This is a genomic window from Streptomyces sp. NPDC005302, assembly GCF_040607345.1.
In the GTDB taxonomy this organism is placed as follows: Bacteria; Actinomycetota; Actinomycetes; order Streptomycetales; family Streptomycetaceae; genus Streptomyces.
Genome location: NZ_JBEXGN010000004.1, coordinates 35,773 through 53,812 on the forward strand (window position 1 = coordinate 35,773; position 18,040 = coordinate 53,812).

Below are 18,040 nucleotides of genomic sequence, written 5' to 3' on the forward strand. Positions count from 1 at the left end.
GAGGTGGTCCCGTTCGTGCGCTTTGTCGTCGCCCGGTCACGAGCCGCTGTTACGGCGTACGGCCCTGTTCCAGGCGGTCGCCGTCGCGGGCGGAGGGGCGTCGGGGTTGTCCGGGGATGCGGGTGCCGGGGTCGGCGGGGGCCGTGTCGGGGAGGTGTTCCTTGACGAGGGCGCGCAGGTCGCGCAGTTCCCGTTCGAGGTTCTGGTGGCGCTGCTGGGCCTCGTAGAGGTAGCGGACCTTGGTGCGCAGGGTCCAGGGGTCGACGGGTTTCATGAGGAGGTCGGCGACGCCGAGGGCGAAGGCGGTGGCGGTGAGTTCTGTGTCGGGGCCGAATCCGGTGAGGAGGATGACGGGGATGTGCTGGGTCTGTTCGACGCCTCGCATGTAGCGGACGACGTCGAGGCCGCTGACGCCGGGCATGCGGACATCGAGGAGGAGCAGGGCGACCTGGCCGCGCAGGACTTCCTTGAGTGCTTCGTCGCCGCCGGTGGCGCGTCCTACTCGGTAGCCGAGCGGGGACAGTGCGCTTTCCAGGGCGTACAGGGTGTCCTCGTGGTCGTCGACGATGAGGATTTTGGCATCCGACGGCATGGCCCGGCGTCTCTCGTTCGGGCCTACCAGCATATGCCCGTGAGGGCGTGATGCGCCGGGCTGTTTCGTGCGGGAGTGCGCGGCGCGCGCGGCGCGTTCCGGGAGAGTGGTTCTCACTCCGGCGGGGAACGCGCGCCTTCGCGGCGGGTTGCGCTCCGGCGCGGGGTACGCGCCAGGGGGTGTTGTTCTCGCTCCGGCGCGGGGTTCGCGGCGGGGGGCTGACGGCCCGGGGAGCGGCGGTGTCCGCCGGGCGGTGTGGGCCTCGGGACTCCGCCTGGGGTCGTTCCGGTCTCACTCCCCCGGTTCGGGGGTGGTGCCGGCGTCGTCCGCGATGCGTTCGTGGTGGCGGATGACCTCGGCGATGATGAACGTGAGGAGCTTCTCGGCGAACGCCGGGTCCAGTTTGGCGTTCTCGGCGAGGCGGCGCAGCCGGGCGATCTGGTGGGCTTCGCGGGAGGGGTCGGCGGGCGGCAGTTGGTGGGCCGCCTTGAGGTGGCCGACCTGCTGGGTGCACTTGAAGCGTTCGGCGAGCATGTGGACGACGGCGGCGTCGATGTTGTCGATGCTGTCGCGCAGCCGGGCGAGTTCCGCGCGGACGGCGGGGTCGGTTTCCTGGGGCTTGCTGGTGGTCATGTGAGCCAACCCTACGGGGCGTGCGGGGGTTCGATCATGGGTGGATCGTCGGGGTCGGGGACGCGGTTGCTCCAGCCGCCGGGGACGGTGCGGCCCTGTTGTTCGCGGAAGCGGACGGGTGGGATGCCGACGCGGCGGGTGAAGAGGCGGGAGAAGTAGGCGGGGTCGTCGTAGCCGACGCGGCGGGCGACGGCGGCGACGGGGAGGTCGGTGGCGGCGAGGAGTTCCTTGGCGCGGCCGAGGCGGATGCCGAGGAGGTAGTCCTTGGGGCTGCAGCCGGCGCCGCGGCGGACGGCGATGCGCAGCGCGGCGGGGGTCATGCCGTGGCGGGCGGCGTGGTCGGCGACGGACATCGTCCTGAAGGCGTCGCGGGCGAGGGCCTGGAGGACTTCGTCGCCGTCGGGGGCGAGGTCGGCGCGGGCGCGGCGCAGGGTGACGAGGAGCTCGTGGACGGCGGCGCCGGTCTCGACCTCCAGGAGGGGGTTGCCGCGGCGGGCGGCGCGGGCGATGCGGGCGACGACGGCGCGGGCGGCCGCGGCGTCGGAGAGGGGGACGACGGGGCGGCCGGGTTCGATGTAGCCGAGTTCGGTGTACGTGGTGGTGGCGGGGCCGGTGAAGTCGACGAAGCACTCGTCCCAGCCGGGGTCGGGGCCGTAGTGGTGGGGGGTGCCGGGGGTGAGCCAGATGAGGGCGGGCGCGGTGACGGGGTGCCGGCGGCCGTCGGGGGTGCGGTACCAGCCGCTGCCCGCGCTGACGACGACGGCGACGTGGTGGTCGAGGGTGCGGGGGCCGACGGGGGGCAGTTCGCCGTGCTGGAGGCCGACGCCGAGGCAGGCGAGGCCGAGCCGGAGGTGGGCGGGCCCGGGGGTGAAATAGCGCATCCAGGTGTGGTACATCCGTTTTCGTCCCGCCCGGTCGTTCCTTTGCGTTGCGTCCAATCAGCGCTGATCTTTGTCCATGGACGCGGCCGCCGCCAGGGGTGATCGTGTGGCCATGAGCGAGTTCACGGTGGGGGACACCGATTTTCTGCTGGACGGGCGCCCGGTACGGCTGCTGTCCGGCGCGCTGCACTACTTCCGGGTGCACGAGGGGCAGTGGGGGCACCGGCTGGGGATGCTGCGGGCGCTCGGGCTGAACTGTGTGGAGACGTACGTCCCGTGGAACCTGCACGAGCCGCGTCCCGGTGAGGTCCGTGACGTGGGGCAGCTGGGCCGGTTCCTGGACGCGGCCCGGGCGGCGGGGCTGTGGGCGATCGTGCGGCCGGGTCCGTACATCTGCGCCGAGTGGGAGAACGGCGGGCTGCCGCACTGGCTGACGGGGCGGGCGCGGACGCGGGATCCGGAGTATCTGCGGCAGGTGGAGCGCTGGTTCCAGGTGCTGCTGCCGGAGATCGTGTCGCGGCAGGTCGACCGGGGCGGGCCGGTGCTGATGGTGCAGGTGGAGAACGAGTACGGGAGTTACGGATCGGACCAGGTGTATCTGGGGTGGCTGGCGGAACTGCTGCGCGCGGAGGGGGTACGGGTGCCGTTGTTCACGTCGGACGGGCCCGAGGACCACATGCTGACGGGCGGGTCGGTGCCGGGGGTGCTGGCGACGGCGAACTTCGGTTCGGGGGCGCGGGAGGCGTTCGCGACGCTGCGCCGGCACCGGCCGTCGGGTCCGCTGATGTGCATGGAGTTCTGGTGCGGATGGTTCGACCACTGGGGTGCGGAGCATGTGGTCCGTGATCCGCGGGACGCGGCGGACGCGCTGCGGGAGATCCTGGAGTGCGGGGCGTCGGTCAATCTGTACATGGCGCACGGTGGGACGAGCTTCGCGGGCTGGGCGGGCGCCAATCGGGGCGGTGAGCTGCACGAGGGGGCGCTGGAGCCCGATGTGACGTCGTACGACTACGACGCTCCGATCGATGAACTGGGGCGCCCCACCGAGAAGTTCTGGCTCTTCCGGGAGATCCTCGCCGGGTTCGCGGAGGGGCCGCTGCCCGATCTGCCGCCCGCTCCCGAGGCGCTGGGCGCGGACGCGGAGGCGGGGCTCGGCGGCTGGGCGTCGCTGGACGCGGTGCTGGGCGCGGTGGGGGGTGAGGAGGCCGAGTACGCGGTGCCGCCCACGTTCGAGGAACTGGGCGTGGACCGGGGGCTGGTGAGGTACGAGGTGACCGTGCCGGGGCCGCGGCAGCCGTATCCGCTGTCCGTGCGCGGGCTGCGGGATCTGGCGGTGGTGTCGGTGGACGGGGTGCGGGCCGGGGTGCTCACCGAGGACGAGCCGCGGCTCGGCGAGCCGGTCGCGGGTCCCGCGCGGGTGGAGCTGTGGGTGGAGTCGCTGGGGCGGGTCAACTACGGTCCGCGCGGCGGTGAGGCGAAGGGCATCACGGGGGGTGTGCTGCACGAGCGGCAGTATCTGCACGGGGTGCGGGCGCGGGCGCTGCGGCTGGACGCGCTGGACGGGGACGTGGGGCGGGTGCCGTTCGGTGACGTGCCCGCGGACGGCTCCCCCGGCCTGTACCGCGGCACGGTGGAGGTGCGCGGGGCCGGGGACGCCTTCCTCGAACTTCCCGGCTGGACGCGGGGGTTCGTGTGGGTCAACGGGTTCGGGCTGGGCCGGTACTGGTCCGCGGGACCGCAGCGGGCGCTGTACGTGCCCGGTGCGGTCCTGCGGGAGGGCGTGAACGACGTGTGGGTGCTGGAGTTGGAGGCGGCGGGTCAGCCGGTCTCGGTCACCTCGAACGAGTCGAGGGTGAACTCGGCGGTGCCGTCGTCGCCGGTCTTGCGCAGGCCGACCCAGGCCTCGCCGGTGTCGGGGGCGGTGAACTCGTAGGAGTGAGTGGCGGGTTGGGTCGCGACGGGGAGGTCGGTGCGGCTGAGTTCGCGGGTCTTCGCGCCCTCGTCGACGGCGGTGATCCAGGCGTACTGTCCGGCCTTCTCGTTCTCGTGACGGAAGGTGACCCGGTAGCGCCTGCCCGGCTGGAACCGGACCGTGTGGGGCACGGTCCGGTGGACCAGGCCGTCGTTCTCGCCGCGTGATTTGAGGGACTGGGTGCCGTCGACGACGTCGTCGATCGCCTTGCCGTTCCAGCCGCGTCCGGTGAACGGCGCGTGCCGCTGGGCGATGTGGGTGCGCGGGTCGGTGACGCCGCCCGCGTCGCCCTTCACGAAGGGGCCCCAGCCCTGCGGGACGTGCTCGAAGTCCTCGTGGACGAGGGTGCCGGGCGCGGTGGCCGTGCGGACGGCGGGCACGACGCGGACGTCGGCGAACCGCACGCGTGCCTGCCCGGCCGCCGCGCCGAGGGTGAGCCGCACGGGGCCGCCGCCCTCGGGGACGGTGAAGTACGTGAACATCCGCTGGAAGCGGGTGCCGTGTTTGCGGTCGGCGGCGACGTAGTTGCCCGCGGTGGACGTGCGGGTGGTGTTGGCGGCGGTGACACCGTCGGCCGTACGGACCTGGAGCGAGGCCTCGCGGCGGTCGTCCGCGCTCGCGCCGACCTCGACCTGTACGGAGGCGGCGTACGTTCCCGGCTCGAGGCGGGTCAGCCGCTGGGAGACGGTGGCGGCGGCGCCGGCGGCGATGACGAGTTCGTGGTCGCCGAGGGCGTTGGGCTGCACGGAGGCCGGTCCGGTGACCGTCCAGCCCTTCAGGGAGCCGGAGTTGAAGCCGGGGTCGTGCAGCGGGGTGGCCTCGCCCCAGTCGGGGTCGGCCGCGTCGGCGACCCGGGTGCGGTAGAGGACGTACGGCTGTCCGGCGCTCGCGTCGAGGGTGACGCGGCCGGAGCGGACGGGGACGTACGTCTGGAACCTCCGTCCCTGGTCGGTCAACCGGTACAGGGCGACCCGGGACAGGCCCTCCCAGGTCGCCGGGAGGCGCCAGCCGCTGCTGCCTCCGGCCGGGTTGTAGTGGTAGAGCTTCGTGGCCCCGCGGGGGTCCCAGGGCAGCAGGTAGGTGCCGCCGTCGTAGACGAGGCGTCCTTCGGTGGTGATGCGGCGGGTGCCGTCGGTGTCGGACACGGCGGTCACGGCGGTGGTGGTGCCGAAGGTGATCTCGTGCTCGCCCCAGGTGCGGATCGGGTACGCCTGGAGGTACTTGGCGGGCAGGGAGTGGGTCCAGATCAGGTCGTGGAAGGCGGTCCAGTCGGTCTTGCCGGTCCAGCCCTCGAAGTTACCCATGCGGGGAACGCCCAGCAGGGTGGGCCACTTGTCGGCGAAGACGTCCTTCTGGTGGTTGCGGACGAAGCGGATGAGCCGGGAGTTGATACCGCGGGACGTGTCGGGTCCGTAGTCCGTCTCGGTGGCCCAGTGCGACCACAGGGTGGAGCGCTCCAGCCCGTGGCCCCACTCGGAGGTGACGTGCCAGCCCTGGTCGCGCAGGGCGCGCTGGAGGCGGTCGGAGTTCCATCCTGACTCGCGGAAGACGTCGATGTAGAGGGAGTTGAGCGCCGGGTCGGCGTCGCGGCGCAGGTCGGCGAAGCGGCGGACGATGTCGCCGGAGACGAGGTCGCGGCGGGCGTCGATGCGGTAGCTCTGGTCGAGCCAGTCCCACTGCGGGTCGTCCTTGTCGACGAGCGTCTCGGAGAAGGCGTGGGCGACGGGATAGGACTCGGTGGCGTTGACGTGGACGGCGAAGTCGCTGTTCCACTTCCTTCCCGCCCGGACCAGGGTGTTGAGGTCGTCGAGGCCTCCGGCGCGTTCGTTGTAGTTGCCCGCGTAGTCGGGGTGGGCGGAGTCGTGGCCCTCCGACTGGTAGCCCTTGAGGATCGTGAACTGCCGCAGCCCGTCGGTCGCGAGGGAGATCCGCTTGACGTTGTCGAGGGTGGCGAGGAACGGGTTGGTGGCCTGTGAGGCGAAGTTGAAGGGGATGTGCGGGACGACGCGCCGGTAGGTGTCCTCGGCGCCGAGCGGGGTGACCATGATGTCGCGGAAGGCGATCGCCGCGTCCTGCCAGTCGATCACGCCGTCGCCGTTGCGGTCGCCGGTGACGACGACGGTGGCGTACGGGAGCGGCTCGGTGTCGGTCGCGCCGGCGGCGCGGTGGGTCCACTGGCCGGGGGCGAGGCGGGCCTCGGTGCGGCCGTCCCTGCGGACGGTCCGGCGCCAGAGTCGGCCGTTCTCCCAGGAGGTGGTGGCGTCGGGCCTGTCGTAGACGGTGTTGGTCTCCAGGGCGCCCGCGAGCCCGTGGTGGGCGACGACGGCGTAGGCGCATCCGGTGGCCGCCTCCTCCGGGCCGTCGGCGGTGGGCGTGACCAGGGTGTCCCCGCTCTTGGCCTGGTCGAGCTGGACGCGTGCGGCGAGGAGCTGGGCGCCGGGCTGGTCGCTGCGGACGGCGAGCAGGGCGAGGCCGGGGATCTCCAGGGTGCCGACGGGGAGGGCGTCCGTGTCGTCGACGGCGGTGACCCGCCAGGTCACTTGGTGGCCGTCGACGGCGATCTCGACGTCGATCGTGGTGCCGCCGGTGAAGGCGAGACGGTAGGCGGCCGAGGCGGCGCCGGGTGTGGCGGTGACCGTCGGGGTGTGCTCGGTGCCGTCGATCAGGACGGTGGCAACCGGGTCGGACTGGCCGTGCAGCACGGCGCCGGTGGCGCGGTCGGTGTAGGTGACGATCCGCGGGAAGGCCCTGGCGACGCGGACGTCGAGGTGCGCGGAGCGGAGGGTGACGGTGTCGTCGCCGGGGGCGGCCGAGGCCACCGCGGGCAGGCCGAGCACGGCGCCGATCCCGGCGGCGGCTCCGGCCGCGACGACGGTGCGGCGGGTGGGGGTGAACGTGTCTGAGGGCTGCAAGGCTCTCCTCCTGGGGGGCGACGTTCCGGGGCGCCAGACTGCGTCGCGCGGGGCCGGTGTGCCCATGGACAAAGCGGGGGGAGCAGTTGGACTAACGGCCGCCGTCCGCCACGCGTACGCCACGGAGGCCCGACCGGTGGGCACACGTCTCGTCATGTCACGTGGGGCGTTCCGGCCCGGTCCGGGAACGGACGCGGGTCCCGGGAACGGAGCGGTCGACGGCCCGGCCCGCCGGGGAAATCGGTTCGATCACCGGCCCGGGCGTTGGCATACTCCCCGCCATGACCAGTCCACACCAGCAGCCCGCGAGTACGTCGTTGCGGATCGGCGGCAAGGACGCCGACCTGGAACAGCGGCTCGACGACGAACTCACCGCGTTCAACGCGGCGGCGACCGGAGCCGGCACGCCCGAGCCGGTCTCGGTCCGGGTGACCGACGCCGACGGGGCACTCGTCGGCGGGCTCACCGCCTGGGTGTGGGGCAGTTGCTGCGTCGTGGACATGCTGTGGGTGCGGGCCGACCAGCGGCACGCGGGCTGGGGCGGCAGGCTGCTCCGGGCCGTCGAGGAGGAGGGTGCCCGGCGCGGTTGCACCGAGGTGATCGTCTCCTCCTTCACCTTCCAGGCCCCCGACTTCTACCGCGGTCACGGATACCGGGAGACCGGCCGCACCGAGGGCATCCCGGGCGGCCACCAGGACGTGCACTTCCACAAGGTGCTCGCCGGCTGACAGCGTGCGGATGCGACCGGCCCCCCGTGCCGCTCGTTCGCGGAACACGCGACGGCGCCCACGACCGGAGTCGCGGGCGCCGCGGAGACAGACGGACGGACGGAACGACCGGGACCGGCGGGCGAGGTGTTAGAGCCCTGCCGCCGCACTGGCTATGCCGGCCGCGAAGGTCGAGACCTCGCTGTACACGCCCGGGTAGCCGGGTTCGGCGCAGCCCTGGCCCCAGCTGACGATGCCGACCTGGAGGTAGGCGCCCGTGTCGTCCTTGCGGAACATGGGGCCGCCGGAGTCGCCCTGACAGGTGTCGACACCGCCCTGCGCGACGAATCCGGCGCAGATCTCGTCACCGGGGACGAGGTCGCTGCCGTACGCCTGCTTGCAGGTGGCGTCGTCGACGAAGGGGACGGTGGCCTTGAGGAGGTAGCGCTGCTGCGCGCCGCCCTCGCGGGCCGCGCCCCAGCCGGCGACGGTGAAGTTGCCGTTGTTGTACGCGGTGGTGGTGGCGATCTTCAGGGTGGGCAGCTCGATCGGCTTGGCGAGCTTGATGAGCGCCCAGTCCTTGCCCTTGCCGTTGTAGCCGGGGGCCTGGAGGACCTTCGTCGACTTGACCTTGACGGCGCTGCCGCTCTGCAGGTCGACGACTCCGGCGGTGGCGGTGATGGAGGTGTTGTTGCCCGAGCCGTTCACGCAGTGCGCGGCGGTGAGGACGATGCTCTTGGTGTAGAGGGCGCCGCCGCAGCCCATCGAGAGGCGGACCATGAACGGGAACTCGCCCTGCGCGGCGCGGGTGCCGCCGACGACGGGTGCGGGGGCGGCCTGCGCGGTCAGCGGCTGGAGGGACGCGGCGGAGAGGACGACCGCGGCGACGGCGAGCAGTCTTCGGACGAGACGGGACTTCTTCGGAGACTTCAACGCGTTTCCTTTCGTGGGGGGTTGTCCGCCGGGCAGGGACACAGAAAGGCTTGCTGGCATGCTCCTGCCAAGCTGGTGGGGATTATGAGGACCGCCGCAGGGCGCGGGCAAGAGCCGCAATCCGGCCAGACACGCCCGCGGGCGTGCCGCGTCCCCGGCCGCCGGGAGGAAGCCCGCTTAGAGTGGAGGGGAGTTCCGGCGTCTTCAGGGGGTGCTGACGTGGCGAACGGCGGACCCGTCGAGCACGGCTTCCCTCACCTGGACACGGTGCGGGCGTCGGTCACCGCGCTCTGGAAACGGCTCTCGTACGACACCGTCCACACCTTCTCGGCCAGCGTGGCCCCCGCCGACGTGGCCTTCGCCGACCTCGACGACCTGCATCTGGGCGCCCAGCGCGTGGCCCGCGAGCTGGTGCGGCACTACCGTCTTCCGGACGCCCGGATGATCGTCGGCTTCCGCGAGATGACCCACGCGGCGAACGTCGAACTCGCCGCCGGACCCGAGTACTTCATCGAGCTGAACGACCGCTTCCGCACCCACCGCAGGGACATCGGCGCCGCCCTCGCCCACGAGGTGATGCACGTCTACCTGCACCGCCTCGACCTCGCCTTCCCCGGCACCCGCGACAACGAGATCCTCACCGACACCGCCGCGGCCTACCTCGGCGCCGGCTGGCTGCTCCTGGACGCCTACCGCGAGGACGCCGCGTCCTCGCAGAAGCTCGGCTATCTGACCCCGGAGGAGTTCGGGTACGTCCTCGCCAAGCGGGCCCTGGTGTTCGGCGAGGATCCCTCCGTGTGGTTCACCAGCCCGCAGGCGTACACCGCCTACACCAAGGGCATGGCGCGGGCCCGCCGCGACGAGCAGCAGCCCCCGCTGACCGCGGCCGGCTGGGCGGGCCGCCGCCGCTACGCCAAGGACCGCCGGCAGGCCCAGGATCACCACTCCCCCGACCCCGCGGGCGTCGCCTACACGTTCGCCCCCGACGCCGACGGACCGCTGCGCGTGTCCTTTCCCTGCCCGACCTGCCACCAGCGGATCAGAGTGCCGGTGCGCGGCCGGGTCCGCGCACGGTGCGCGCTGTGCCGGACGGTGCTGGAGTGCGACACCTGACGCACGCGGGCACGTGACGCACGCGCCGGGCACCTGACGCACACGCCGGCCGGGAGCCACCACCGGCGGGCGACGGGGCGGGAACGGGCCGCCGACAGCCAAGGGGTGAGGCAGGACACCCCAAAAGTCTTTGCCTCGCGTGTCCTTGGCGAGCGAGGGTCGAGGGATGAGCACCGACGACCTCGCCGCCGCCCTCTTCCCCGCCCTGTACGAGGGGGACGAGGACACGGTCGTACGGCTGCTGCGCGCCGGGGTGAGCGCCGAGAGCGTGGACGAGGACGGCCAGAGCGCGTTGTACGCGGCGGCCGTGAGCGACCGGGCCGGGATCGTACGGCTGCTGCTGGCCGGCGGCGCCGACCCCGACCGGCTCAGTCTGGGCACGGACGCTCCCCTGTGCGGCGCGGCCTGCGGCGGCCACGTCGAGGTGGTGCGGGCCCTGCTCGGCGCCGGGGCGGGACCGGACACGGTGGAGGCGTTCGGATTCACCGCGCTGACCTGGGCCCTGCGGTGCGGTCACACCACGGTCGCGGAGCTGCTCCTCGGGTCGGGCGCGGACCCGGACAGGCCGGGCCCCTCGGGCGAGGCGCCGCTGGTGACGGCGGCCCGCCGGGGCTCCGTCGGCTGCGTGCGGGCCCTGCTCGCGCGCGGGGCGGGCGCGCGGGCCGAGGCGCTCGCCGAGGCGCGCCGTCTGCTCACCGTCGGTGTCGAGGCCGAGCTGCGTGCCGGTCTGGCCCGCACACACGGACCCGGACACCGCTCGGTCACCCGACGCCACGGATCCGCCGACGGCATCACCATCGAGGTGGAACTCCTGGACGCCCAGGGCAGTCCGTTCGCGGGGGACGAACTCCAGACGGGACACGCGGAGATCATCGCCCTGCTGACGGCGGGCGTGGAACGACCCGGGAGCTGAACGCCCCTTCCCGACCCACCCGGCGCTCGCACTCCCCTCCCCGGCCGCCGTCCCGCCCTCTCCCGTCCTACCCCTCTCGCGTCCTACCCGTCTCCGCCGTGCCCGTCTCCGCGTCGCCCGCACCCGCCCGGTCACTCCGACCCTCCGTTGTCCGCCCCTCCGCCCTGTTCGGTCCCGTCCCGCGCTCTACTCCGCGCCGTACACCGCTCCCGGTGTCTCCGCCTCCGTCAGGAGTCTGCGGGCCGCGTCGCCCGCCTCGGCCGGGGTCCAGCGGCCTCCCCTGTCCGCGCTCGGGCCGGGCCGCCAGCCCTCCATCACGGTGATCCGGCCGCCCTCGGTCTCGAAGACGCGGCCGGTGACCCCGGCGCTCGCGGCCGATCCCAGCCAGACCACCAGCGGCGAGACGTTCTCGGGAGCCATGGCGTCGAAGCCGCTGTCCGGCGCCGTCATCGTCCCGGCGAAGGTCCGCTCGGTCATCCGGGTGCGGGCGGCCGGGGCGATGACGTTGGCCTGCACGCCGTAGCGGCCCATCTCGGCCGCCGCGACCAGTGTCAGGCCGACGACGCCCGCCTTGGCAGCGCTGTAGTTGCCCTGCCCGACCGACCCCAACAGGCCCGCTCCGCTGCTGGTGTTGACCACCCTGGCCTCTGGCGTGCGGCCTGCCTTCGCCTCCGAGCGCCAGTGCGCGGCCGCGTGCCGCAGCGGCAGGAAGTGCCCCTTCAGATGGACCCGCAGGACGGCGTCCCAGTCCTCCTCGTCGAGGTTGACGAGCATCCGGTCACGTAGGAAGCCCGCGTTGTTGACCAGGGTGTCGAGCCGGCCGTACGTGTCCAGGGCGGCGCGGACCAGGGAGGCGGCGCCGTCGGTGGTCGCGATGTCGCCGCCGTGGGCCACCGCCTCGCCGCCGGCCGCGCGGATCTCCTCGACGACCCGGCGGGCCGGGCTGTCCGGCCCGGGGGCGCCGTCGAGGCCGACGCCGAGGTCGTTCACGACGAGCCGGGCGCCCTCGGCGGCGTACGCCAGGGCGTGTGCCCTGCCGAGCCCGCGGCCCGCGCCCGTGACGATCACGACGCGTCCCTCGCACAGCAGCGGTGCGCTCATGCCGGTTCTCCCCGCTCGTCCTTGTCGCGCTTGTTGTTCTCGTCGTCCTTGTCGCCCTTGTCGTCCTTGTTGACGGTCGCGGCGTCGAGGAAGGCGGGCCGCTCGCCGCCTCCGTGGACGAGGACCGAGGCTCCGCTGATGTAGGCGGCGGCGTCCGAGGCGAGGAACACGGCGGCTCCCCCGACGTCGGACGGCCGGGCGAGACGGCCCAGCGGGACGGTACGGGCGACGGCCTCGACCCCGTCCTCGCCGCCGTAGTGCAGATGAGCCAGTTCGGTGCGGACCATGCCGACGACCAGGGTGTTCACCCTGATCTCCGGTGCCCACTCGACGGCCATGGAACGGGCCAGGTTCTCCAGCCCCGCCTTCGCCGCCCCGTAGGCCGCCGAGCCGGGCGACGGGCGGGACCCGCTCACGCTCCCGATCATCACGATCGACCCGCGCGCCCGCCTGAGATGTTCGTACGCGGCGAGCGACGCGGTGAGCGGAGCGGTGAGGTTGAGCTCGATCACCCGGGCATGCCGTTCGGCGTCCGCCGCGGCGAGCGGCCGGTAGGGGGCGCCGCCCGCGTTGTTGACCAGGACGTCGAGCCGCGGCAGGGACGCGAAGAAGTCCCGTACGGCGGCCGGGTCCCGCAGGTCGACCGGCGCGAAGTCGGTCCCTTCCAGAGGGACTTCGGGGGGTCTGCGTGCGCAGAGCACGACGTGCGCGCCCGCACGGACGAAGGCCCGGGCGATCCCGGCCCCGACGCCCCGGGTGCCGCCGGTGACGACGACCGTCCGGCCGTCCAGGTCCGCGGCGCCGTCCTCGCCGGTGGTGTCCACGTTGTCCACAGGGCCTCCCGCGCGGCCGCGATCGCTGCTAGCTTCGCATCACACCTAACAAACGTTTGGTGGAAAGGTAGCTGATGTGTCCATGGGTGTCTCCACCTCGTCCCCGGAAAAGGGGATTTCCGTCGTCACGGCCGACTACCCACCGGTGAACGCGCTGCCGGTGCGCGGCTGGTTCGAGCTCGCCGACGCCGTCCGCGCGGCGGGCCGCGACCCCGGGGTCCGCTGCGTCGTCCTGGCGGCGGAGGGACGCGGTTTCAACGCGGGCGTCGACATCAAGGAGATACAGCGCGACCCCACCGGCCACGAAGCGCTGATCGGCGCCAACCAGGGCTGCGCGGAGGCCTTCGCCGCGGTGTACGAGTGCGAGGTGCCTGTCGTCGCGGCGGTGCAGGGCTTCTGCCTGGGCGGCGGCGTCGGCCTCGCGGGAAACGCGGACGCGATCGTGGCGAGCGAGGACGCCGCCTTCGGCCTGCCCGAGCTGGACCGGGGCGCCCTCGGCGCGGCCACGCACCTGGCCCGGCTCGTCCCCCAGCATCTGATGCGCGCCCTGTACTACACCTCGCGCACGGCCACCGCGGCCGAGCTGCACGCGCACGGCTCGGTCTGGAGGGTCGTCCCGCGCGGGGAACTGCGGTCGGCGGCGCTGGAGCTGGCGCGGGAGATCGCCGCGAAGGACGGGCGGCTCATCCGTCTCGCCAAGGCCGCGATCAACGGCATCGACCCCGTCGACGTGCGCCGCAGCTACCGCTTCGAGCAGGGCTTCACCTACGAGGCCGGCTTCGGCGGAGTGGCCGGCCGCGTCCGCGACAGCTTCGGCAAGGAGGCCACCCGGTGAGCGACAAGACCATGTCGGCGCAGGACGTCGTCGGCCGGCTGGAGAGCGGGATGACGCTCGGTATCGGCGGCTGGGGTTCGCGGCGCAAGCCGATGGCCCTGGTGAGAGCGCTGCTCCGCAGCGGGATCACCGATCTGACCGTCGTCGCGTACGGCGGGCCGGATGTCGGCCTGCTCGCGGCGGCCGGGCGGATCCGCAAGCTGGTGACGGCCTTCGCGACGCTCGACTCGATCCCGCTCGAACCGCACTACCGCGCGGCCCGCGAGCGAGGCGCGTTCGAGCTGACGGAGGTCGACGAGGCGATGTTCATGTGGGGCCTGCACGCCGCCGCGAACCGGCTGCCGTTCCTCCCGGTGCGGGCCGGCATCGGTTCGGACGTGATGCGGGTCAACCCCGGTCTTCGGACCGTCACTTCGCCGTATCCCGACCCATCGTCCGGGGTGCGGGAGGAGCTCGTCGCCATGCCCGCCCTGCGCCTGGACGCGGCCCTGGTCCACATGAACCGCGCGGACCGCGCGGGCAACGGCCAGTACCTCGGACCGGACCCGTACTTCGACGACCTGTTCTGCGAGGCAGCCGACACCGCGTACGTCTCGTGCGAGCGGATCGTCGACACGGCGGAGCTGACCAAGGAGGCCGCGCCGCAGACCCTGCTCCTCCAGCGGCCGTCCGTCACGGGCGTGGTGGAGACGCCGAACGGCGCGCACTTCACCTCCTGCGCCCCGGACTACGGACGCGACGAGGCCTTCCAGAAGCTGTACGCGACCACGCCGTACGAGGAGTTCGCCGGGCGCTTCCTCGCCGGTGACGAGCACGCCTACCAGAGCGCCGTCCAGGCCTGGCGGAAGGAGCGGGACCAGTGAGCGTCACCCGAGCCGAGTACTGCGTGATCGCCTGCGCCGAGGCCTGGCGGGACAACGGCGAGGTGCTCGCCAGCCCCATGGGCCTCGTCCCGTCCGTCGGGGCGCGCCTCGCCCGGCGCACCTTCGCGCCCGAGCTGCTGCTGACCGACGGCGAGGCACTGCTGGTCGGCCCGGACGGCGCCACGGAGGGCTGGTTGCCCTACCGGCGGCATCTGACGGCGGTGACCGGCGGGCGGCGGCACGTGATGATGGGCGCGAGCCAGATCGACCGCTTCGGCAACCAGAACATCTCCTGCATCGGTGACTGGTCGCGGCCCCGGCGCCAGCTCCTCGGGATGCGCGGCGCCCCGGTCAACACCCTCAACAACCCGACCAGTTACTGGATCCCCAAGCACTCGACGCGGGTCTTCGTGGAGCGCGTGGACGTGGTGTGCGGGGTGGGGTACGACCGGGCGGCCGCCGCCGGCCCGAGCGCCACCCGCTTCCACTGTCTCCCCCGCGTGGTGACCGACCTCGCGGTCCTCGACTTCGCGACGCCCGACCACACGATGCGGCTCGCGTCCGTCCACCCGGGCGTCACCCCCGAGCAGGTCCGCGCGGCCACCGGGTTCGCGCTGACGATCCCGGCCGAGGTCCCGTTCACCCGCGAACCGACCAGCCGGGAGCTGGAGTTGATCCGGACGGTGCTCGACCCGAAGGGGCTGCGGGACCGGGAGGTGCCCGACCCCGCCGCCCCCACCCCCGCCGGAGAGGGCCCGGCGCGCTTCGGCCGGGGCGGGGACGGCGGAGCCGCCACGCACGGGAGCGGGCGCTGATGGAGACCGCGCTGACCGGACTCGTCGGCGTCCGGCATCCCGTCGTGCAGACCGGCATGGGCTGGGTGGCGGGCCCCCGCCTGGTCTCGGCGACGGCGAACGCGGGCGCGCTGGGCATCCTCGCCTCCGCCACGATGACCCTCGACCACCTCCGGGACGCCGTACGCGAGGTCAGGTCCCGCACCGACCAGCCGTTCGGCGTGAACCTGCGCGCCGACGCGTCGGACGCCGGCGACCGGGTGCGGATCATCGTGGACGAGGGGGTGCGTGTCGCGTCGTTCGCGCTCGCCCCCTCCCGCGAGCTGATCGCCGAGCTGAAGGAGGCGGGTGTGGTCGTCGTGCCGTCCGTCGGCGCCCGGCGGCACGCCGAGAAGGTCGCCGGCTGGGGCGCCGACGCCGTGATCGTGCAGGGCGGCGAGGGCGGCGGACACACCGGTGAGGTGGCGACGAGCGTGCTGCTGCCGCAGGTCGTCGACGCCGTGGACATCCCAGTGGTGGCGGCGGGCGGCTTCCACGACGGCCGGGGACTGGTGGCGGCGCTGGCCTACGGGGCGGCGGGCATCGCGATGGGCACACGGTTCCTGCTGACCTCCGACTCGACGGTGCCCGACGCGGTGAAGGCGCGATACCTCGCGGCGACGGTCGGGGACGTCACGGTGACGACGGCCGTCGACGGGATGCCGCACCGCATGCTGCGCACCGACCTCGTCGACGCGCTGGAGCGGGCGGGCCGCACGAGGACACTCGCCCGGGCCGTGCGCCGGGCCGCCGGCTTCCGGCGTCTCTCCGGCCTGACGTGGACCGGGATGATCCGCGACGGCCTCGCCATGAGACACGGCAGGGACCTGACCTGGAGCCAGGTCCTGCTCGCCGCGAACACCCCGATGCTCCTCAGGTCGTCCATGGTCGACGGCCGGACGGACCTCGGCGTGATGGCATCGGGCCAGGTGGCCGGTGTGATCGAGGACCTGCCGTCGTGCGAGGAGCTGATCGCGCGGGTGATGGGAGAGGCCCGGGAGACCCTCGACCGGCTTGCGGGCCTCGGAGTGTCGATACCGGACCGCCGTACAGGACCCTGACGTCGGGGGCCCGGACGGCACTCGTGTCCGGGCCCTTCCCGGCCGTCCTCAGAGGCGTTCGATGATCGTCACGTTGGCCTGGCCGCCGCCCTCGCACATCGTCTGGAGGCCGAAGCGGCCACCGGTGCGCTCCAGTTCGTGCAGCAGGGTGGTCATCAGCCGTACGCCGGTCGCGCCGAGCGGGTGGCCGAGGGCGATCGCGCCTCCGTTGACGTTGACCCGGTCCGGGTCCGCGCCGGTCTCCTTGAGCCAGGCGAGGACGACCGGGGCGAACGCCTCGTTGATCTCGACGAGGTCGATGTCACCGATGGACATGCCGGTCTTCTTCAGGGCATGGGCGGTGGCCGGGATCGGGGCCGAGAGCATCCGGATCGGGTCCTCGCCCCGTACGGAGAGGTGGTGCACCCGGGCCCGCGGGGTGAGGCCGTGCTCGCGGACCGCCCGCTCGGAGGCGAGCAGCATCGCGGCGGCGCCGTCGGAGACCTGGGAGGAGCAGGCGGCGGTGATGGTGCCGCCCTCGACGACCGGCTTCAGGCCCGCCATCTTCTCCAGCGAGGTGTCCCGGCGCGGCCCCTCGTCGACGGCGACCTCGCCGAACGGGACGCTCTCGCGCTCGAAGCGGCCCTCGTCGATGGCGCGGATCGCGCGCTGATGGGAGCGGAGGGCGAACTCCTCCTGGTCGCGGCGGGTGATGCCCCACTTGGCGGCGATGAGTTCGGCGCCGTGGAACTGGTTGACGGGGCGGTCGCCGTAGCGCGCCCGCCAGCCCTCGCTGCCCGCGAAGGGGCCCTCGGTGAGGCCGAGCGGTTCGGCGGCCTGCCGGGAGGCGAAGGCGATGGGGATCTGGCTCATGTTCTGCACGCCGCCGGCGACCACCAGGTCCTGGGTGCCGGACAGGACGCCCTGGGCGGCGAAGTGCACGGCCTGCTGCGAGGACCCGCACTGCCGGTCCACGGTGACGCCCGGCACCTCCTCGGGCAGTCCGGCGGCCAGCCAGCAGGTGCGGGCGATGTCACCGGCCTGCGGCCCGACCGTGTCCAGGCAGCCGAAGACGACGTCCTCCACGGCTGCCGGGTCCACGCCGGACCGCTCGACCAGCGCGGTGAGCACATGCGCGCCGAGGTCGGCGGGGTGGACCGCGCCGAGCCCTCCCCGGCGCCGCCCGACGGGTGTGCGGACCGCTTCGACGATGTAGGCCTCGGCCATGACGACTCCCTCGCGAGGATGAGTGGTTCACGTTCGGCTACGTAGGGACGGAGATCCCGTCGAGCACCATCGACAGGTACTGCCGGGCGATCTCCTCGGGGCTGTGCTGACCACCGGGCCGGTACCAGGACGCGGCGACCCACACGGTGTCCCGGACGAAGCGGTAGGTCAGCCGGATGTCGAGGTCGGCCCGGAAGACCTGGGCGTCGACACCGCGCTCCAGCGTGTTCAGCCACGCCTTCTCGAAGTTGCGCTGCGACTCGGCGAGGAACGCGAAGCGCTCCTGCGCGGCGAGGTGACGGGCCTCCTTCTGGTAGATCGCGACGGCCGCGCGGTGCCGGTCGATCTCCCGGAAGGACTCGGTGACCAGGGCCTCCAGGGTCTCCCGGGGGCCGAGTCCGGCTTCCAGGACGGTGTCGTAGCCGTCCCAGAGCTCGTCGAGGAAGGTCCGCAGGATCTCCTCCAGCATCGATTCCTTGGAGTCGAAGTGGTAGTAGAGACTGCCCGCGAGCATCCCGGCCTCGTCCGCGATCCTGCGGACGGTGGTGGCGTTGTAGCCCTGCTCGGCGAAGACCTCGGCGGCGGTGCCGAGCAGTTCGCGGCGGCGCTCCGGGGTGGCGGTCACCTGGGGCTTCTTCTTGGTAGGCACACG

Annotated in this window: 17 protein-coding genes; 8 read left to right on the top strand and 9 right to left on the bottom strand. The window is 73.1% G+C overall.

Annotated elements, in window-relative coordinates:
- Window positions 1–49 precede the first annotated feature (49 nt).
- The 3 genes from ABZT74_RS06890 to ABZT74_RS06900 all read right to left on the bottom strand — a co-directional run bounded on the left by ABZT74_RS06890 (window position 50) and on the right by ABZT74_RS06900 (window position 2,121).
- Window positions 50–592: a response regulator gene (locus ABZT74_RS06890; protein ID WP_356165451.1), complete on the bottom strand. Its 543-nt coding sequence runs from the start codon at window positions 590–592 to the stop codon at window positions 50–52.
- 291 nt (window positions 593–883) lie between these two features.
- Entirely contained in the window at window positions 884–1,225 is a 342-nt protein-coding gene (locus tag ABZT74_RS06895; RefSeq protein ID WP_355869937.1) for a chorismate mutase, read from the bottom strand.
- 11 nt (window positions 1,226–1,236) lie between these two features.
- Complete coding sequence (locus ABZT74_RS06900; RefSeq protein WP_356433664.1) at window positions 1,237–2,121, bottom strand: AraC family transcriptional regulator; 885 nt, start codon at window positions 2,119–2,121, stop codon at window positions 1,237–1,239.
- 97 nt (window positions 2,122–2,218) lie between these two features.
- Between ABZT74_RS06900 and ABZT74_RS06905 the strand changes: the two genes are divergently transcribed.
- Entirely contained in the window at window positions 2,219–4,039 is a 1,821-nt protein-coding gene (locus ABZT74_RS06905; protein ID WP_356433665.1) for a beta-galactosidase family protein, read from the top strand.
- Here the strand turns inward: ABZT74_RS06905 and ABZT74_RS06910 are convergent.
- On the bottom strand, window positions 3,925–7,056 hold the full coding sequence (locus ABZT74_RS06910) for an endo-alpha-N-acetylgalactosaminidase family protein (protein WP_356433666.1): 3,132 nt from the start codon (window positions 7,054–7,056) through the stop codon (window positions 3,925–3,927). The genes ABZT74_RS06905 and ABZT74_RS06910 overlap by 115 nt on opposite strands.
- A gap of 215 nt (window positions 7,057–7,271) precedes the next feature.
- On the opposite strand from ABZT74_RS06910, the gene ABZT74_RS06915 reads away from it, so the two are divergent.
- Window positions 7,272–7,718 carry a GNAT family N-acetyltransferase gene (locus tag ABZT74_RS06915; RefSeq protein WP_356433667.1) on the top strand — a complete coding sequence of 149 codons (447 nt, stop codon included), beginning with the start codon at window positions 7,272–7,274 and terminating at the stop codon, window positions 7,716–7,718.
- Window positions 7,719–7,847: 129 nt separating this feature from the next.
- On the opposite strand, the gene ABZT74_RS06920 is transcribed toward ABZT74_RS06915, so the two are convergent.
- The gene (locus ABZT74_RS06920) at window positions 7,848–8,630 is read right to left on the bottom strand and encodes a serine protease (protein ID WP_355869947.1); all 783 of its coding nucleotides are present in this window, start codon (window positions 8,628–8,630) and stop codon (window positions 7,848–7,850) included.
- Between the two features lie 219 nt (window positions 8,631–8,849).
- Between ABZT74_RS06920 and ABZT74_RS06925 the strand changes: the two genes are divergently transcribed.
- Entirely contained in the window at window positions 8,850–9,743 is an 894-nt protein-coding gene (locus ABZT74_RS06925) for a hypothetical protein (RefSeq protein ID WP_355869950.1), read from the top strand.
- Window positions 9,744–9,909: 166 nt separating this feature from the next.
- The gene (locus ABZT74_RS06930) at window positions 9,910–10,656 is read left to right on the top strand and encodes an ankyrin repeat domain-containing protein (RefSeq protein ID WP_356433668.1); all 747 of its coding nucleotides are present in this window, start codon (window positions 9,910–9,912) and stop codon (window positions 10,654–10,656) included.
- A 186-nt stretch (window positions 10,657–10,842) separates the two neighbouring features.
- Here ABZT74_RS06930 and ABZT74_RS06935 read toward each other — a convergent pair whose 3' ends face one another.
- On the bottom strand, window positions 10,843–11,757 hold the full coding sequence (locus ABZT74_RS06935) for an SDR family oxidoreductase (RefSeq protein WP_356433669.1): 915 nt from the start codon (window positions 11,755–11,757) through the stop codon (window positions 10,843–10,845).
- Complete coding sequence (locus ABZT74_RS06940; protein WP_356433670.1) at window positions 11,754–12,590, bottom strand: SDR family oxidoreductase; 837 nt, start codon at window positions 12,588–12,590, stop codon at window positions 11,754–11,756. The genes ABZT74_RS06935 and ABZT74_RS06940 overlap by 4 nt, the downstream gene beginning before the upstream one ends.
- 82 nt (window positions 12,591–12,672) lie before the next feature.
- On the opposite strand from ABZT74_RS06940, the gene ABZT74_RS06945 reads away from it, so the two are divergent.
- From ABZT74_RS06945 to ABZT74_RS06960, 4 genes are read left to right on the top strand one after another with little or no spacing between them, the layout of a single operon-like run.
- On the top strand, window positions 12,673–13,425 hold the full coding sequence (locus ABZT74_RS06945; RefSeq protein WP_355869960.1) for an enoyl-CoA hydratase family protein: 753 nt from the start codon (window positions 12,673–12,675) through the stop codon (window positions 13,423–13,425).
- Window positions 13,422–14,288 (top strand): CoA-transferase, encoded by an 867-nt coding sequence (locus tag ABZT74_RS06950; RefSeq protein ID WP_356433671.1) that lies wholly within the window; start codon window positions 13,422–13,424, stop codon window positions 14,286–14,288. Before ABZT74_RS06945 ends, ABZT74_RS06950 begins: the two co-directional genes overlap by 4 nt.
- Window positions 14,285–15,103, top strand: coding sequence for a CoA-transferase (locus ABZT74_RS06955; RefSeq protein ID WP_356433672.1), 819 nt, complete (start codon window positions 14,285–14,287; stop codon window positions 15,101–15,103). The genes ABZT74_RS06950 and ABZT74_RS06955 overlap by 4 nt, the downstream gene beginning before the upstream one ends.
- Window positions 15,103–16,182 carry a nitronate monooxygenase gene (locus ABZT74_RS06960; RefSeq protein ID WP_356433673.1) on the top strand — a complete coding sequence of 360 codons (1,080 nt, stop codon included), beginning with the start codon at window positions 15,103–15,105 and terminating at the stop codon, window positions 16,180–16,182. Before ABZT74_RS06955 ends, ABZT74_RS06960 begins: the two co-directional genes overlap by 1 nt.
- Before the next feature lie 48 nt (window positions 16,183–16,230).
- On the opposite strand, the gene ABZT74_RS06965 is transcribed toward ABZT74_RS06960, so the two are convergent.
- Together ABZT74_RS06965 and ABZT74_RS06970 are read right to left on the bottom strand one after the other, a co-directional pair.
- Complete coding sequence (locus ABZT74_RS06965; RefSeq protein WP_356165485.1) at window positions 16,231–17,388, bottom strand: acetyl-CoA C-acetyltransferase; 1,158 nt, start codon at window positions 17,386–17,388, stop codon at window positions 16,231–16,233.
- 37 nt (window positions 17,389–17,425) lie between these two features.
- Window positions 17,426–18,037 carry a TetR/AcrR family transcriptional regulator gene (locus ABZT74_RS06970; protein WP_356433674.1) on the bottom strand — a complete coding sequence of 204 codons (612 nt, stop codon included), beginning with the start codon at window positions 18,035–18,037 and terminating at the stop codon, window positions 17,426–17,428.
- Window positions 18,038–18,040: the final 3 nt, after the last annotated feature.

What these genes read in the sequence shown, in the direction of transcription:
- ABZT74_RS06890 (WP_356165451.1), bottom strand. Translation starts at nt 592, where the DNA reads ATGCCGTCGGATGCCAAAATCCTCATCGTCGACGACCACGAGGACACC.
- ABZT74_RS06895 (WP_355869937.1), bottom strand. Translation starts at nt 1,225, where the DNA reads ATGACCACCAGCAAGCCCCAGGAAACCGACCCCGCCGTCCGCGCGGAA.
- ABZT74_RS06900 (WP_356433664.1), bottom strand. Translation starts at nt 2,121, where the DNA reads ATGTACCACACCTGGATGCGCTATTTCACCCCCGGGCCCGCCCACCTC.
- ABZT74_RS06905 (WP_356433665.1), top strand. Translation starts at nt 2,219, where the DNA reads ATGAGCGAGTTCACGGTGGGGGACACCGATTTTCTGCTGGACGGGCGC.
- ABZT74_RS06910 (WP_356433666.1), bottom strand. Translation starts at nt 7,056, where the DNA reads ATGGGCACACCGGCCCCGCGCGACGCAGTCTGGCGCCCCGGAACGTCG.
- ABZT74_RS06915 (WP_356433667.1), top strand. Translation starts at nt 7,272, where the DNA reads ATGACCAGTCCACACCAGCAGCCCGCGAGTACGTCGTTGCGGATCGGC.
- ABZT74_RS06930 (WP_356433668.1), top strand. Translation starts at nt 9,910, where the DNA reads ATGAGCACCGACGACCTCGCCGCCGCCCTCTTCCCCGCCCTGTACGAG.
- ABZT74_RS06935 (WP_356433669.1), bottom strand. Translation starts at nt 11,757, where the DNA reads ATGAGCGCACCGCTGCTGTGCGAGGGACGCGTCGTGATCGTCACGGGC.
- ABZT74_RS06945 (WP_355869960.1), top strand. Translation starts at nt 12,673, where the DNA reads ATGGGTGTCTCCACCTCGTCCCCGGAAAAGGGGATTTCCGTCGTCACG.
- ABZT74_RS06960 (WP_356433673.1), top strand. Translation starts at nt 15,103, where the DNA reads ATGGAGACCGCGCTGACCGGACTCGTCGGCGTCCGGCATCCCGTCGTG.
- ABZT74_RS06965 (WP_356165485.1), bottom strand. Translation starts at nt 17,388, where the DNA reads ATGGCCGAGGCCTACATCGTCGAAGCGGTCCGCACACCCGTCGGGCGG.